General features: G+C 66.4%; 13 protein-coding genes. 8 read left to right on the forward strand and 5 right to left on the reverse strand.

Translation table 11 applies throughout. The features are described 5' to 3' along the window. Positions 1–34: 34 nt before the first annotated feature. From A4249_RS13210 to A4249_RS13230, 5 genes are all read left to right on the forward strand, one after another. Positions 35–973 (forward strand): pirin family protein, encoded by a 939-nt coding sequence (locus tag A4249_RS13210; RefSeq protein WP_066553408.1) that lies wholly within the window; start codon positions 35–37, stop codon positions 971–973. Between the two features lie 49 nt (positions 974–1,022). Beyond that, complete coding sequence (locus A4249_RS13215) at positions 1,023–1,988, forward strand: WD40 repeat domain-containing protein (RefSeq protein WP_066553410.1); 966 nt, start codon at positions 1,023–1,025, stop codon at positions 1,986–1,988. After that, entirely contained in the window at positions 1,988–2,680 is a 693-nt protein-coding gene (gene mtgA / locus A4249_RS13220) for a monofunctional biosynthetic peptidoglycan transglycosylase (RefSeq protein ID WP_066553413.1), read from the forward strand. The genes A4249_RS13215 and mtgA overlap by 1 nt, the downstream gene beginning before the upstream one ends. 64 nt (positions 2,681–2,744) lie before the next feature. Then, positions 2,745–4,640: a M2 family metallopeptidase gene (locus A4249_RS13225; RefSeq protein WP_066553415.1), complete on the forward strand. Its 1,896-nt coding sequence runs from the start codon at positions 2,745–2,747 to the stop codon at positions 4,638–4,640. Positions 4,641–4,736: 96 nt separating this feature from the next. Then, positions 4,737–6,647 carry a TadE/TadG family type IV pilus assembly protein gene (locus A4249_RS13230; protein ID WP_066553417.1) on the forward strand — a complete coding sequence of 637 codons (1,911 nt, stop codon included), beginning with the start codon at positions 4,737–4,739 and terminating at the stop codon, positions 6,645–6,647. A gap of 4 nt (positions 6,648–6,651) precedes the next feature. Here the strand turns inward: A4249_RS13230 and A4249_RS13235 are convergent, their stop codons facing one another. Further along, the gene (locus A4249_RS13235) at positions 6,652–7,563 is read right to left on the reverse strand and encodes an isopenicillin N synthase family dioxygenase (RefSeq protein WP_066555206.1); all 912 of its coding nucleotides are present in this window, start codon (positions 7,561–7,563) and stop codon (positions 6,652–6,654) included. Between the two features lie 226 nt (positions 7,564–7,789). Here A4249_RS13235 and A4249_RS13240 point away from each other — a divergent pair, with 226 nt between their 5' ends. After that, positions 7,790–8,464 (forward strand): OmpA family protein, encoded by a 675-nt coding sequence (locus A4249_RS13240; protein WP_055807033.1) that lies wholly within the window; start codon positions 7,790–7,792, stop codon positions 8,462–8,464. A gap of 189 nt (positions 8,465–8,653) precedes the next feature. Here A4249_RS13240 and A4249_RS13245 read toward each other — a convergent pair whose 3' ends face one another. From A4249_RS13245 to A4249_RS13255, 3 genes are all read right to left on the reverse strand, one after another. Continuing rightward, positions 8,654–9,811, reverse strand: a complete 1,158-nt coding sequence (locus A4249_RS13245) for an OmpA family protein (protein WP_066553419.1) — start codon at positions 9,809–9,811, stop codon at positions 8,654–8,656. A 239-nt stretch (positions 9,812–10,050) separates the two neighbouring features. Further along, positions 10,051–10,518 carry a MaoC family dehydratase gene (locus tag A4249_RS13250; protein WP_066553422.1) on the reverse strand — a complete coding sequence of 156 codons (468 nt, stop codon included), beginning with the start codon at positions 10,516–10,518 and terminating at the stop codon, positions 10,051–10,053. Between the two features lie 62 nt (positions 10,519–10,580). Further along, on the reverse strand, positions 10,581–11,561 hold the full coding sequence (locus A4249_RS13255; protein ID WP_066553424.1) for a threonine ammonia-lyase: 981 nt from the start codon (positions 11,559–11,561) through the stop codon (positions 10,581–10,583). Positions 11,562–11,598: 37 nt separating this feature from the next. Here A4249_RS13255 and glpK point away from each other — a divergent pair, with 37 nt between their 5' ends. Both glpK and A4249_RS13265 read left to right on the forward strand, forming a co-directional pair. Next, entirely contained in the window at positions 11,599–13,128 is a 1,530-nt protein-coding gene (gene glpK, locus A4249_RS13260; RefSeq protein WP_066553426.1) for a glycerol kinase GlpK, read from the forward strand. A gap of 37 nt (positions 13,129–13,165) precedes the next feature. Then, the gene (locus A4249_RS13265) at positions 13,166–14,242 is read left to right on the forward strand and encodes a phosphotransferase family protein (RefSeq protein ID WP_066553428.1); all 1,077 of its coding nucleotides are present in this window, start codon (positions 13,166–13,168) and stop codon (positions 14,240–14,242) included. Here the strand turns inward: A4249_RS13265 and A4249_RS13270 are convergent. Then, complete coding sequence (locus tag A4249_RS13270; RefSeq protein ID WP_066553430.1) at positions 14,239–14,994, reverse strand: DUF1223 domain-containing protein; 756 nt, start codon at positions 14,992–14,994, stop codon at positions 14,239–14,241. The two genes, A4249_RS13265 and A4249_RS13270, sit on opposite strands and share 4 nt — an antisense overlap. Between the last annotated feature and the right edge of the window lie 12 nt (positions 14,995–15,006).

Here is a 15,006-nt window from a genome sequence, read left to right on the forward strand (position 1 = left end):
CTCAGGCGGCGCGGGCCGCTTTGGGAGCCGACACATGATCGAACTGGTGATCGACGCACGCCGCAAGGACCTGGGCGGGTTCGAGGTCGGGCGCGTCCTGCCCTTCCATTCGCGCCGGATGGTCGGGCCCTTCATCTTCCTGGACCAGATGGGACCGGCGGAGTTCGCGCCGGGCGCCACGGCCATCGACGTGCGCCCCCACCCGCATATCGGCCTGTCGACACTGACGTATCTGTTCGAGGGCGAGATCATGCACCACGACAATCTCGGCTACGATCAGGCGATCCGGCCGGGCGAGGTCAACTGGATGACCGCCGGCAAGGGCATCGTCCATTCCGAGCGCACCGATCCGTTGAAGAAGAGCAAGGGCGGGCCGATGCACGGTATGCAGGCCTGGGTCGCCCTGCCCGACGAGGCCGAAGAGATGGACCCGGCCTTCCACCACCTGGGCGAGGACGCCCAGCCGGCTTACGAGAACGGCGGCCTGTTCGCGCGGCTGGTCGCGGGCGAGGCTTACGGCGCCAAGGCGGCTGTGCCGGTGTCGTCGCCGCTGTTCTATATCCATTGGGAGCTTCAGCCCGGCGTGCGCACCGCCCCGCCGTCCGGCAAGGGCGCCGGGGGCATGAGCGAGCGTGCGCTCTATGTGGCCAAGGGCTCCATCGAGGTCGGCGACCGCACCTTCCACGAGGGCCAGATGATCGTGCTGGAGCCGACGGCCGAGCCGACGGTCAAGGCCGTGACCCAATCAACCGTCATGGTGCTGGGGGGCGAGCCGGTGGGTGAACGGCTGATCTGGTGGAATTTCGTGGCCTCCAGCCAGGCCCGCATCGATCAGGCCAAGGCCGATTGGAAGGCGGGCCGGATGACGCTGCCGGACGCGGACGATCTGGAGTTCATCCCCCTGCCCGACGAACAGGGAAAGGCGCAGGCGGAGCCTGCGCCAGTGACGCCCAAGCCGACTGATCCGGTCTAGCGGGCAAGCAGAAGGTGACGCGGCAAGGTCGGGTCGCTACATGCGGCCTATGAACTTCGATTTCGACGCCCAGGTCACCGCCGCCCTGTTCGACAACACCGGCGCTGTCTTCGCCCTCGGCGACGGCTCGGTCCGGTTCGAGGACCGGACGCGGGTGGAGGCGCACGACGGCGCCGTGCTGTGCGCCTGCGTTCATCCGTCCGGCGACGGGATCGTCACAGGCGGCGATGACGGCAAGGTCGTCTGGACCCGTCACGACGAGGACCCAGTCGTTCTCGCCACGACCAAGAACCAGTGGATCGACGCCATCGACGCCTCGCCGGCCTCGGGTCTGATCGCCTTCTCCTTCGGCCGCACCCTGTCGGTGATCGACCCCAAGGAGGTCGGCTTCCGCCGCGACTTCCAGCATGAGCGCACCGTCTCCGGCGTCGCCTTCGAGCCCAAGGGCCGGCGCATCGCCACCTCGACCTATGGCGGGGCGGCCCTGTGGTATGCGCGGATCGAGAAACAGCAGCCCGTGAAGCTGGCCTGGGCCGGATCGCACACCGGCGTCGCCTTTTCGCCCGACGGCGCCTTCGTCGTCACGACCATGCAGGACAATCAGATGCACGGCTGGCGCATCAAGGACGCCAAGAACCTGCGCATGGGCGGCTATCCGGGCAAGGTGCGCTCGATGGCCTTCCTGGCCAATGGTCAGCTGATGGCGACCTCGGGCGCGCAGGGCGCGGTCCTGTGGCCCTTCATCGGATCGAACGGACCGATGGGGCGCGAAGCGACCGAGATCGGCTATGACGACACGACCCTGGTCAATCTGGTCTCGGCCCGCGCCGATCAGGGTTTGCTGGCCGCCGGCCTGACCGACGGTCGGGTCTGGGTCGCGCATCCGGCGGCCCAGGGTCTGAATTTCGTCAAGGCCGAGAAGGGGCCGGCCATTGTCGCCCTGTCGCTGAGCCCCGCCGTCGACAAGGTGGCCTGGGCCGACGAAGACGGCGCCGCCGGGGTGTTGATCCTCTGATGGCGACGGGCCGCAAGAGCTGGCGTCGCGTGGTGCTGACCGCGCTTCTGATCCTGGCCCTGATCCCGGTCGCGGGCGTGCTGATCGTCGCCATTGTCCCGCCGCCGCCCACCATACTGATGCTGCGCCAGCTCGCGAGGGGCGACGGCATGGACTACCAGTGGCGCGGTCTGAACCAGATTTCGCCTAATCTGGTCAACGCGGCCATCGCCGCCGAGGACGCCCGGTTCTGCAGCCACCACGGCTTCGACATGGAGGCGATCCAGAAGGCCTTGGACCATAACGCCGAGGGCGGGCACCTGCGCGGCGGATCGACCATCAGTCAGCAGACGGCCAAGAACGTCTTCCTGTGGCCCGGCCGCGACTGGATCCGAAAAGGTCTGGAAGCGGGCTACACCGTCCTGATCGAGGCCGTGTGGTCCAAGCGACGGATCATGGAGGTCTATCTGAACGTGGTGGAATGGGCGCCCGGCGTCTATGGCGCCCAGGCCGCGTCGCGCCACTGGTTCGGCAAAGACGCCCGCGATCTGAGCCCGCGTGAGGCGGCGCGTCTGGCCGCCATCCTGCCGGCCCCGCGCCGTTACGAGGCCGCCGCGCCCGGCCCCTATGTGCGTCGGCGCGCCGCTCGCGTTCAGGCGGCTATGGGCACGGTGCGCAACGAGGGTCTGAACACCTGCGTCGTCGGTCGCTGAACCGTCACGCTTGACGGGCGACCGGGCCTGACCTCTCCTGCCCGCGCTGTTCAGGAGATCCACCATGAAGCGTCAGATGATGACCGCCGTCGCGGTCTGCGCCCTCGCCTTCGCCGCCGGCTGCGCCAGCACCAGCGAACCCGCCGCCGGCGCGCCGGGCGTCGAACAGACGGCCTCGACGACGCCCGCGCCGGCCGTCAGCGGCATGCGCGCCGACTATCCGATCACCGCCGAGGGTGCGACGGCCTTTATCGCCGACGCCGAAACCAAATGGGCCGAGGTCAGCGAATATGTCGCCCGAATCCAATGGGCGCGCGCCACCAACATCACCTTCGACACGATGTGGCTGGAATCCAAGGCTAACGCCGAGGCGACCGAGCTTCAGGTCCAGCTGGCCAATCAGGCGGCCAAGTTCAACGACGTCCAGGTCGATCCGGTCGTGCGCCGCAAGCTGAATCTGCTGCGACTCAGCCTGGTTCTGCCCGCGCCCAACCGTCCCGGCGCGGCCGACGAGCTGGCCCAGATCACGACGCGGCTGGACTCGACCTATTCGACCGGCAAGTTCGATTTCAAGGGCAAGCCGATCACCCTGGACGAAGCCTCGCTGATCCTGGCCGACAGCCGCGATCCCGCCGAGACCAAGGCGCTTTATGAAGGCTGGCGCACCATCTCGCCGGTCATGCGCGACGACTACGCCCGCATGGTCGAGATCGCCAATGAGGGCTCGCGTGAGTTGGGCTTCGCCGACACCGGCGCCCTGTGGCGGTCAGGCTACGACATGCCCGCCGACGATTTCGCCGCCGAGACCGATCGGCTGTGGGCCCAGGTGAAGCCCTTCTACGAGAACCTGCACTGCTATGTGCGCGCCAGGCTGAACGCCAAATACGGCGACGCGGTCCAGCCCGACCACGGCCCGATCCGCGCCGATCTGTTGGGCAATATGTGGTCCCAACAGTGGGGCAACATCTATGATGTGGTTGCCCCGCCCAGCGGCGGCGCCTCAAGCTACGACCTCACCGAACTGCTGAAGGCCGCCGACTACGACGCGACCAAGATGGTCAAGACGGGCGAGGGCTTCTACGTCTCGCTGGGCCTCGACCCGCTGCCTCAGACCTTCTGGGAACGCAGCCAGATCACCCGCCCGCGCGACCGCGAAGTCGTCTGTCACGCCTCGGCCTGGGACCTGGACAACGCCGACGACATCCGCATCAAGATGTGCACCAACGTAAACGGCGACGACTTCTACACCGTCCACCACGAACTGGGTCACAACTACTATCAGCGCGCCTACAAGAACCAGCCGATGCTGTTCCGCAACGGCGCGAACGACGGCTTCCACGAAGCCATCGGCGACTTCGTCGGCCTGTCGGCCCTGACCCCCACTTATCTGAACCAGATCGGCCTGCTCAAGACGACGCCGGGCGCAGAGGAGGACATCCCCTTCCTGCTCAAGATGGCCTTGGACAAGATCGCCTTCCTGCCGTTCGGCCTGATGGTCGACCGCTGGCGCTGGGACGTCTTCTCAGGCGAGACGGCGCCGGCCGCCTACAATACCGCCTGGACCGCCGACATGCTGCAATACCAGGGTCTGGTTCCGCCTGGACAGCGCCCGGCCAACGCCTTCGATCCGGGCGCCAAATACCATGTGCCCGGAAACACGCCGTATACCCGCTACTTCCTGGCGGCCATCTATCAGTTCCAGTTCCAGCGCGCGGCCTGCAAACAGGCCGGCTGGACCGGGCCGCTGCATCGTTGCTCCGTTTACGGCAATAAGGAGGTCGGCGCCCGCTTCAACGCCATGTTGCAGATGGGGCAGTCGCAGCCCTGGCAGGAGGCGATGAAGGCCTTCACCGGCGATGACGGCAACGACGCATCGGCCATCGCCGACTATTTCGCCCCGCTGAACGTCTGGCTCCAGGAACAGAACCGCGGTCACCAGTGCGGATGGAGCGCCGCCTGATCACGCGGCGGCGTTAACCGTCCCCTTCACAATTCCCTTAACCGCCCGATGGCAAACTGAGCGCTAATCGGGCGGTCCGCGTCCTTTGGGATGGGCATGGTGAAGGTTTCCAATCGGATCGGCAGGGCGGTGAAGGCTCTGCGCACGTTCACGTCGCGCCTGTCGTCGGACCGCGGCGGCAACGTCGTGATGATCTTCGCCCTGGTGATGCCGGCGCTGATCATGCTGACCCTGGGCGGCATCGATATCAACCGCGTGACGACGGCCAAGGCTCGCGTTCAAGACGCGCTGGACGCGGCCGCCCTGGCCGCAGCGCGCTCGTCCTACACCGATCCCAAAGACCTGAAGACCGTCGCCTTGGTGGCCCTGAGAGCCAATCTGCGCAACGCCTCTGTGGAGCCGTTCGCCGACGACGCCGTCAAGATCGAGCTGACGAAAGACCAGATCGTCATCGCCGACATCCAGGTCCAGGTGAAGACCCTGATCGCCAACGTGGTCCTGCCGCCTTATGGCAAGATACTGGACGACACACTGCCGGTCAGCGTCCACTCCGAGGTGAATCGATCGTCCAAGGACATCGAGGTTTCGCTGGTGCTCGACATCACCGGCTCGATGGCCAGCAACAACCGGATCGGCGATTTGAAGAACGCCGCAAACCAGCTGATCAAATTGGTCGTTCAGCCGGCGTCGAAACAGACGCCCTACTATTCTCGCATGTCCATCGTGCCCTATTCGATCGGCGTAAATCTGGGCACTCGCGCCGACGCCGCACGCGGCGCCTCGATTGGATCGACCAGCATCAGCGGCGCCGCATGGGCGGCTGCCGCAGCCAAGTCGATCTCCGGCATCACGCGCGCTTCGCCTGGCGTCGTGACGGCCAACGGCCACGGGCTATCGACCGACGACTACGTCTGGATCAGCGGCGTCAGCGGCATGACCCAGATCAACAACCGCGCCTACAAGGTCGTGCGGATCGACGCCAATCGGGTGTCCCTGCAATATCAATCCGGCCAGAACTGGTATGCGCTGAACACGAGCAGCGGATACAGCAGCTACAGCTCGGGCGGTCAGATCCGCAAATGCATGCGCTCGGACTGCTTCGTGACCATCACCTCCGTGAATCACGGCCTGTCTGAGGACGAGGGGGTGCAGATCACTGGCGTGAACGGCATGACGGCGCTGAACAACAGCAGCGGCCTATTTGAAGTTTACGAGCGCACGTCCAAGGACGCCTTCGTTGTGCCTGTCGGTGGCGCGACCTACGCCGACTATTCCAACGGCGGCGCGGTTCAGTGCGGCCGTGACGGATGCGCCAAACGTGTCTTCCGCGATCCGCAATACAATCGTCTGAACGTATTCGACAACACGACCTGCGTCAGCGAGCGCGCTGGCTCATCGGCCTACACCGACACGGCTCCCGGTTCGGCCTACGTTGGTCGAAACTACGCGTCGCCCCGCAATCCCTGCCCGGCAGCGATCATTCAACCGCTGACGTCCAACATCGACACGCTGACCAGCCTCGTGAACGGCCTGTCTGTCACGGGCTCGACGGCGGGTCAGATCGGCCTGGGCTGGGGTTGGTACACGGTATCCAACCAGTTCAATGGTTTGTGGTCGTCGAACCCGGCCGCCGCCTATGCGCCGACCAAGGTATTGAAGGCCGTCATCCTGATGACGGACGGCGAGTTCAACACCCCCTATTGCGGCGGTGTCATCGCTCGCGACGCCGGCTCCGGGTCCGGCAATCTCTACGATAAGATCGCCTGCGACGCGACGAACGGCGACCCGTTCGATCAGGCCGCAAAGCTTTGCACCGGCATGAAGGCCAAGGGCGTGATCGTCTACACCGTGGGCTTCTCGATCACGCCCGGCAGCGACGCGGCCAACATCCTCAGCACCTGCGCCACTGATAAGGACAAGGCCTTCCTACCGCAGTCGGGCGCGGATCTGTCCAACGACTTCCAGGCCATTGGACGCGACATCACCCGACTACGGATTTCCCGCTGACGCCTTACAGCAGGCGGATTTCCCGCAGGCGTTCGGTCAGATAATCTTCAGCCAGGATGGTCTTGCCCGCATAGCGATCGGGATTGTCCGGCGTGATGGCGCTGGGCAGGGTCTCGATCGGGAAGTCCGGGTTGAAGTGCAGGAAGAAGGGCGTCGAATAGCGGGCGAAACCGCGACGCTCGGGCGCCGGATTGACCACGCGGTGGGTCGTCGACGGCAGGACGTGGTTGGTCAGCCGCTGCAACATGTCGCCGATGTTGACGACCAGCGCGCCCGGCGGCGGGGCGATGTCGAGCCAGCTGCCGTCCTTGTCCTTCAGCTGCAGACCAGCCTCTTCGGCGCCCAGCAGCAGGGTGATGACATTGATGTCTTCGTGCGCCCCGGCACGCACGCCGGGCGCATCCGCCGGTACCGGCGGATAGTGCAGCATGCGCAGGACGCTGTTGCCCATCTCGACCTTGTCGGCGAAGAAGTCGTCGCCCAGCGTCAGATAGCGGGCGATGGCGCGCAGGATCTTGGCGCCGAGCGCATCCAGGTCCTCGAACATGCCATACAGATGCTCGCGGAAGCCCTCGACTTCGGTCGGCCAGACGTTGTCGCGCATATAGCGGCGATAGGGGTGGCCCTCGGTCAGTTCCCGGCCGACGTGCCAGAACTCCTTCAGATCGACCGTCTTGGCGTCTTTGGCCGCCTCGACCCCGAACGGTGTCAGGCCGCGCGCGCCGCCCGTACCGGGCTGATGGTATTGACGCTTCACCTCTTCCGGCAGGGCGAAGAAAGCCTTGGCGTCGTCGATGGCCGCGGTGATGCGCGCCTCGTCCAGACCATGGTCGGCGACCACAGCAAAGCCATAGCGCGAGAAGGAGACGCCCAGTGCGTCGCTGAACGCCTGAAAATCGGCGTCGTATTGCGTCATCGAAACCGGCTGAATGGCGCGGTCTGTCGTGTGGTCCGTCTGGGTCACGCTCACGGCGTCGTCCTCGATCTGGGGATGTGCGGCGGTTCCCATACGCCTAATCGGCGGCCTTGTCAGGGCCATGGCGAGCGCGGACGTGGCGGGCATTCATGCGCCGTACAGATTGGAACCTTCACAGTAAGCGCACGTTTCCGCGCCAGATCGCTCAAAAGAAAAGGACCATTCCATGCGCGCCAAGTTTATCGTCGCCAGCGTTTCCATCGCCGCCCTGCTGGGGGCCGCCGCCTGCACCACCACCGACCCCTATCGTTCGGGTCCGGTTCGCAACAATACCGGAACTGGGGCCATCGCCGGTGCTCTGGGTGGCGCGGTTCTCGGCTATCTGACCAACACCTCGAACGGCGAACAGGGCCGCAAGAACGCTCTGATCGGCGCGGGCATCGGCGCCTTGGGCGGCGCGGCCGTCGGCCAGTATATGGATCGCCAGCAGCGCGCGATGGAGGCCGAACTGTCCGGCTCCGGCGTCGGCGTCGCCCGTCAAGGAGACTTGCTGGTGCTGCGGATGCCGTCGGACGTGACCTTCGCCACAAACCAGTCCTCCATCGATCCGCGCTTCCTGCCGGTGCTGGATGATGTCGCCCGCGTTTTGCAACAGTATGACCAGTCGACCGTGGACGTGATCGGTCACACCGATTCGTCGGGCGGCGACGCGATCAATCAGCCTCTGTCGGAGCGCCGCGCGAGCAGCGTCGCCTCGGAACTGGTTCGTCGTGGCGTGATCGCGCAGCGCCTCTATGTCGCCGGCAATAGCTCGCGCAACCCGGTGGCCTCGAACGCCACCGCAGAAGGCAAGGCGCAGAACCGCCGGGTCGAGATCCTGATCCGTCCGTTCACCGGCTGATCAGGCCTTAAGTCAGAATACTTGGGGGCGGCGTCGCAAGGCGCCGCCTTTTTGGCTGCGTGGACGCATCACGCGGAGGGTGAGACGGCGTAAAGAAAAACGCCGCCTCCTGTCGGAAGCGGCGTTCTGTCTTTCGACGACTTCGAAGATGGAAATCGGCCCGGCGAACCGGGCCAACCCCCGAAAGTCTTAGAAGTTGATGTCGATGGTCGCGCGGCGGTTGAGCGGTTCGCGCACACCGTCGGCGGTCGGCTTGGCCAGGTTGGTCTCGCCCTTGCCATCCAGGGCGATGACGCCGCCGTTGACGCCCGAGGCGACCAGGGCGTCCGCGACGGTGCGCGAACGACGGTTGGACAGGCCCAGGTTATAGGCGGCCGAACCCGAGGTGTCGGTGTAGCCGACGATCAGGACGCGCGTCGGACGACCCGACTTGGCGTAGTTGGCGGCCTGCGTCACCACCGAACGGGCTTCCGCGGTCAGGTCCGAGCGATCCCAGTCGAAGTAGACCACGAACTGGCGAGCGACCGGGGTCTGAGCGACCGGCGGCGGAGGCGGCGGGGGCGGCGGGGGCGGCGGGGGCGGAGGCGGCGGGGGAGGCGGCGGCGGGGGAGCGTCTTCCGCACCGAAGCTGTAGCGCAGACCCAGGGTCACGGTGTGCGACTGATCGTAGTCGCCGTCCCATTCGCCGAACTGCGTGGCGCCCACGCCCGTACCGGCCGTCGTCGAGGCGAAGTTGGCGTCGCCCGTCAGGTAGCGGTAGGTCAGGTCGATGTTGGCGCGGTCGCCGATGGCCCAGGCCAGACCCGCGATCGCCTGAGCGGCGAACTTGGTCGAGGTGTCGTCGGCGGCGAAGGTGGCCAGACGGTTGGCGCGCAGGGCGCCGATCGTGTTGGTGTCGACGCGGTTCACACCGGCGCCGAGACCGACGAACGGACGAACGCCCCAGTATTCGAAGCCGAAGTCATAGATGACGTTGGCCATCAGGGTGGCGGATTCGATGTCGCCTTCGGGCGAGAAGCAGCCGCCCGTCGCCGGGGTCAGGTTGCAAAGGCCTTGCGTGCCGGTGACGGCGCGAACCTTGCCGATGTCGCCCGAGCGATAGCCGCCTTCCAGTTCAACGCGCCAGTTCGGGTTGAAGCGGTAGCCGAGGCGAGCGAACGCCGCCCAGCCGTCGTTCACTTCCCAGTTCCAGTTGGCGCCGGTCGTGGACGATTCAGCGTTGATATCGTCGATCATGTGGTAGCCGGCGTCGATGGCGCCGTACCAGCCATTGGGTTCCGCCGACACAGCACCAGCCGACAGGGCCAGGGCGGCCGCTGCGCTGGACGCCAGCACGAAAGTCTTCATACGCATAGGGGGGTATCCCTCCGCCTCTGTTATAGTAGGGGGCGGGTCTACCGCCTACGCGGGTCTTACCAGCCTTGCTGTATAAGGTCGAGGCGGAAACGTGACGGTATCGATCAGCAAAGGCGAGACCGTGGCCTTGATGATACAGATGAATTTGGCGTCCACGCACAGAATAGTTAATCTCTGGCCGTTGATGCGTCACAATCTTCCGCAGCGAGACATTCTAATCTATGCGAGTGTCACGGCTTGATTTTCGGATCGACCATCTGCATCCCGAGCCACTCCGCGATCAGCGCCGGCTTGTCAGCCCCGTCGATCTCGACCGTCAGTTCGTGCTTCAACAACCAGCGTCCACCGCCTTTGTCGTCGGCGGATAAAAGCTTCAAGCGACCGCGAATGCGTGACCCTGCCGGCACCGGCGCCAGGAACCGCAGCTTGTCGAAGCCGTAGTTCACGCCCATCACGACGCCCTCCAGCGGCGCCACCGCGTCATAGCTCATGGCCGACGCGAGGCTCAGGGTCAGGAAGCCGTGCGCGATTGTTCCGCCGAACGGCGTGGCCTTGGCCGCCTCCGGATCGACATGGATGAACTGGTGGTCTTCGGTGCAATCGGCGAAGGCGTCGATACGGGCCTGAGTGACGTCGAACCATTTCGACACCCCGACCTCCTGGCCGATCAACGTCTGAAGTTCGCTGGCCTTGGTCATTGTGCGTTTCCTCAGTTCATTTGATGTGAGGTTGGCCGACCCTTGTCACGAAGGAAAGACCCTCAGCCGCCGAAGCGCCCCTCGATGATCTCGGCGTACAGCGTCGGATCGACGTTGCCGCCCGAAAGGACCATGGCCGTCGTCCGTCCTTTCGTCCCGATCTTTCCGGCAAGCAGGGCCGCGAGCGAGACGGCGCCGCCCGGTTCGAGGACGATCTTGAGATGGCGGAATGCGAACCGCATCGCTTCCGCGACCTCGCCGTCCGAGACGGTGATCGCCCCCGCCAGCCGCCGGTTGATCGGCCAGGTCAGCACACCCGGCATCGGCGACATCAGGGCGTCGCAGATCGAGGGCGCGCCCTGTGGATGACCGACCCGCTCTCCGGCCGCCAACGACCGCGCCGTGTCGTCGAAGGCTTCCGGCTCGACCACGAACACCTTCGTCGCCGGGCTGCGCTCGGCCATCACCAGGTTGATTCCGGCCATCAGCCCGCCGCCGGAGGCGCCGCACAGCAACTGGTCGAAGGGCGCATCCGCCTGATCCAGCATTTCCAGCGCCGTCGTCCCCTGGCCCTCGACAATGAAGGGATCATCGAACGGCGGCACCAGGATCGACCCGCGCTCGGCGGCGATGGCCGCGCCGATGGCCTCGCGGCTTTCGGTCCAGCGGTCGTAGAAGCGCACCTCGCCGCCGAAGCCGATCACGCCCTCGACCTTCACCCTGGGCGAGTCCGACGGCATGACGATGATCGCCGGCGTCCCGACCATGGCGGCGGCAGCGGCCACCCCTTGGGCATGGTTCCCGGACGAGAAGGCGACGACGCCGCGCGCCTTCTCCTCGTCGGTCAGCCGGCTGATGCGGTTGTAAGCGCCGCGAAACTTGAAGGCTCCGGCGCGCTGCAGGCTTTCCGCCTTCATCATAACCCGCCCGCCGACCACCGCGTTCAGAGCCGGGCTTTCGAGCAGCGGCGTGCGGACGGCGACCCCGTCGATCTGGCGGGCGGCGTCGAGGACGCCTTCATAGCTGGGCACGTGCGTCGTCATATGCTCCCCTTACCCAAGACGCAGCCGGGAGAGAACCATGAGCCTGATCCTCGCCATCGACCAGGGCACGACCTCGACCCGCGCCATCGCCTTCGAGGTCGCGCCTCAAGCAGCGCGAAGCGCGGTAGGCGAAGAAAAAGGGGACCTGAGACCCGTCGCGGTCAGCCAGATCGAGCTGGCCCAGCATTTCCCGAAGTCCGGCTGGGTCGAACATGACGCCGGTGAAATCTGGACCGCGACGCTCCAGACCTGTCGAGAGGTGGTGCGCAAGGCCGGCGGCGTCGCCCGCTTCAACGCCATCGGCATCACCAATCAGCGGGAAACGGCCGTGATCTGGGACGCGGCGACCGGCGAGCCGCTGCATCGCGCCATCGTCTGGCAGGATCGCCGCACCGCTGACGTCACCGCCCGCCTGACCGCCCAGGGCAACGAGCCGATAGTCCAGACCGCCACCGGCCTGATCCTCGATCCCTATTTCTCGGCGACCAAGTTCGCTTGGCTCCTGGACGCTGTGCCCGGATCGCGCGAGCGTGCGACGAAGGGCGAGGTCAAGCTGGGCACGATCGACGCTTGGCTGATTTGGAAGCTCACTGGCGGCCGGGTCCACGCCACCGATGCGACCAATGCATCACGCACGTCTCTGATGGATCTGAGGACGGTCAAATGGCGTGACGACCTGTGCGATGTGTTCGATGTGCCGCGAGAGGCCCTACCCGACATCGTCTCTTGCGCAGGTGTGATCGGCGAGAGCGATCCGGCGCTGTTCGGCCAGCCTCTGCCCATTGCCGGATCGGCCGGAGACCAGCAGGCGGCCTTGGTCGGACACGGGGCGCTGAAGGCCGGGGACGCCAAGATCACCTATGGCACCGGCGCCTTTCTGGTCGCCAATGTCGGCGCGGAGCCCGTGGCCTCGACACGGCGTCTGTTGGGCACGCTCGGCTATCAGGCCGACGGCCAGTCCGCCTATGCGCTGGAGGGGTCGATCTTCTCGGCCGGCTCGGCGATCCAGTGGCTGAGAGACGGGGTCGGGCTGATCTCGGAGTCGCGCCAGTCGGAGGCGATGGCGCAGACCCTCAAGGACAACGGCGGGGTCTATATGGTCCCCGGCTTCACGGGTCTGGGGGCACCATGGTGGGAACCGGAAGCGAGAGGAACCATCGTCGGGCTGACACGGGATTCCGGTCCGGCCCATTTCGTACGCGCCGCGCTGGAAGCCCTGGCCTATCAGACGCGCGATTTGCTCGACGCCCTGGCCGCCGACGGAGCCCCGCCGCTGAAGACGCTGAAGGTGGACGGCGGCGTCACCGCCAACAGTTTCGCCATGCAGTTCGTTTCCGACATCTGCGAAGTCGAGGTGGAGCGCCCGGCCTTCCAGGAGATGACGGCTTTGGGCGCGGCACGTCTGGCGGCCTTGGGCGTCGGCCTGCTACCCGATCTGGAGGCGCGACCCGCTGAAGCACCTGCCTGCTGGAAACCACGCATGAAGGCGGACGAGCGCGAGCGTCTGCTTTCCGGCTGGCGTCGCGCAGTGAAGGCCGCCATCATCGCCGCGTCGGACCGGGCGTGAGATCCGGACGGCTCAAGAAAATGACGAGGACCGCCGCATGACCGACGCCGCCCCGCTGGACGCCCAAAGCGCCTTTTCCGGCACGCGCGAGGTCGATCCGCGCTATCGCCTGGACGAGGCAGCGCTGGATGCCTGGATGCGCGCCCACGTCTCGGGATACGCCGGCCCAATCACGGTGCGACAGTTCAAAGGCGGCCAGTCGAACCCGACCTATGAACTGGTGACGCCCACGCACGCCTATGTGCTGCGTCGCAAACCGCCCGGCGTCCTGCTGCCCAGCGCCCACGCCGTCGACCGCGAGTTTCAGGTCATCTCGGCTCTGGCCGCGCAAGGCTTCCCCGTCGCCAAGCCTCATGCCCTATGCCTGGACGAAACCGTCATCGGCTCGATCTTCTATGTGATGGACAAGGTCGAGGGTCGGATCTTCTGGGATTTGAAGCTGCCCGGCCTGACGCCCGTGGAGCGGCGCGCCGTATATGAAGCCCAGACGGACACGCTGGCCCGGCTGCACGCCTTCGATCCGGCCGCCATCGGCCTGGGCGACTACGGCAAGGCCGGAAACTATTTCGCGCGTCAGGTCGGCCGCTGGACCAAACAGTATCATGCGTCGGAGACCGAGCCGGTTCCGGCAATGGACCGGCTGATCGCCTTCCTGCCCGACAGCCTCCCGGCTGAAGGCCCGAGCCGCATCGTCCACGGGGACTTTCGTCTCGACAACATGATCCTCGCGCCGGATCGAGCAGAGGTTCGCGCCGTGCTGGATTGGGAGCTGTCGACCCTGGGCGATCCGATGGCGGACTTCTCCTATCTGCTGATCGCCTGGGCCATTCCGGCTTCGCTGCGCAACGGCCTCGCCGGGGCTGATCTGGAGGCCCTGGGCATCCCTTCCGTGGAGGAGACCGTCGAACGCTACGCCGCCGCGACAGGCATGCGGCCCGCCAACCTCGACTGGCTCTACGCGTACAACCTGTTCCGTCTGGCGGCCATCTGTCAGGGCATCGCCGGCCGCGTCCGCGACGGCACGGCCGCCAGCGCCCACGCCAGGACCATGGCGGCCCAGGTCGGTCCGCTCAGCGACGCGGCGTGGGCCTTTGCGAAGCAGGCAGGCGCCTAGTCCCTGACGGCGGCGCCCAGGATGCGCTTGTCCGTCTTGCCTTGCACCAGCACCGCCACGGCCTCGCCCGGGCGGGCGGACGGCAGGGCGTAGAGCATCGGGCGGCCGCGCCATTCGCCAAGGCGCGTCACGCCGCGCACGACGTTCATGTGCCGCACGGCCTGGCCGCGGTTCTCGCCCTGGCGGACCTCGACCACCTGAGGGCCGGGCGTATAGGTCACCGCCACCACCTCAGCGCCGCCGACCGGCGCGCGGCCGGAACCGACGCCGACGCCGGCTCCGTTCTCGCGGAATTCGATTTCCGGCGGCCAGGCCTGACGCACCGCCTCCTGATCGATGGCGGTTTCAAGCTCGACGCTACGGGCGCCTGACACCTGACGTCGGCCGTCGATCACGACCTGGGGCGTCGAGACGCCGCGCTGGCGCAGGGCGGCGCGATAGGCGCGCTGGCGCTGAACAAACTCCGGCCGGGCGAAGGTGTCGGTCCAGCCCAGATAATCCCAGTAGTCGACGCCATAGGTCAGGGCGATGACGCCCGGCTGGGCCGCTGCCTTCTCCACCGCCGCATTCGCCTCGATGCAGCCGCCGCAGCCCTGGGCGGTGAACAGTTCGACGACCACCGGCGGGCCGTTGGCCGTCGCATGGCGCGGCGCAAGCGGCGGACGCCCCGCCGCCGGCTGGGCCGCCGAGGCGACGGACATGAGGGCGCCCGCCATGACCGTGCCCGCGATGATCCAGCCCTTGGTGTTCATGCCGTCGTCTTT

It is taken from the genome of Brevundimonas sp. GW460-12-10-14-LB2 (genome assembly GCF_001636925.1).
GTDB classification, from domain to species: domain Bacteria; phylum Pseudomonadota; class Alphaproteobacteria; order Caulobacterales; family Caulobacteraceae; genus Brevundimonas; species Brevundimonas vesicularis.

Bases quoted from the DNA above. Each gene is read 5' to 3' on its own strand.
- A4249_RS13210 (WP_066553408.1), top strand. From the start codon at position 35: ATGATCGAACTGGTGATCGACGCACGCCGCAAGGACCTGGGCGGGTTC.
- A4249_RS13215 (WP_066553410.1), top strand. From the start codon at position 1,023: ATGAACTTCGATTTCGACGCCCAGGTCACCGCCGCCCTGTTCGACAAC.
- mtgA (WP_066553413.1), top strand. From the start codon at position 1,988: ATGGCGACGGGCCGCAAGAGCTGGCGTCGCGTGGTGCTGACCGCGCTT.
- A4249_RS13225 (WP_066553415.1), top strand. From the start codon at position 2,745: ATGAAGCGTCAGATGATGACCGCCGTCGCGGTCTGCGCCCTCGCCTTC.
- A4249_RS13230 (WP_066553417.1), top strand. From the start codon at position 4,737: ATGGTGAAGGTTTCCAATCGGATCGGCAGGGCGGTGAAGGCTCTGCGC.
- A4249_RS13235 (WP_066555206.1), bottom strand. From the start codon at position 7,563: ATGACGCAATACGACGCCGATTTTCAGGCGTTCAGCGACGCACTGGGC.
- A4249_RS13240 (WP_055807033.1), top strand. From the start codon at position 7,790: ATGCGCGCCAAGTTTATCGTCGCCAGCGTTTCCATCGCCGCCCTGCTG.
- A4249_RS13245 (WP_066553419.1), bottom strand. From the start codon at position 9,811: ATGAAGACTTTCGTGCTGGCGTCCAGCGCAGCGGCCGCCCTGGCCCTG.
- A4249_RS13250 (WP_066553422.1), bottom strand. From the start codon at position 10,518: ATGACCAAGGCCAGCGAACTTCAGACGTTGATCGGCCAGGAGGTCGGG.
- A4249_RS13255 (WP_066553424.1), bottom strand. From the start codon at position 11,561: ATGACGACGCACGTGCCCAGCTATGAAGGCGTCCTCGACGCCGCCCGC.
- glpK (WP_066553426.1), top strand. From the start codon at position 11,599: ATGAGCCTGATCCTCGCCATCGACCAGGGCACGACCTCGACCCGCGCC.
- A4249_RS13265 (WP_066553428.1), top strand. From the start codon at position 13,166: ATGACCGACGCCGCCCCGCTGGACGCCCAAAGCGCCTTTTCCGGCACG.
- A4249_RS13270 (WP_066553430.1), bottom strand. From the start codon at position 14,994: ATGAACACCAAGGGCTGGATCATCGCGGGCACGGTCATGGCGGGCGCC.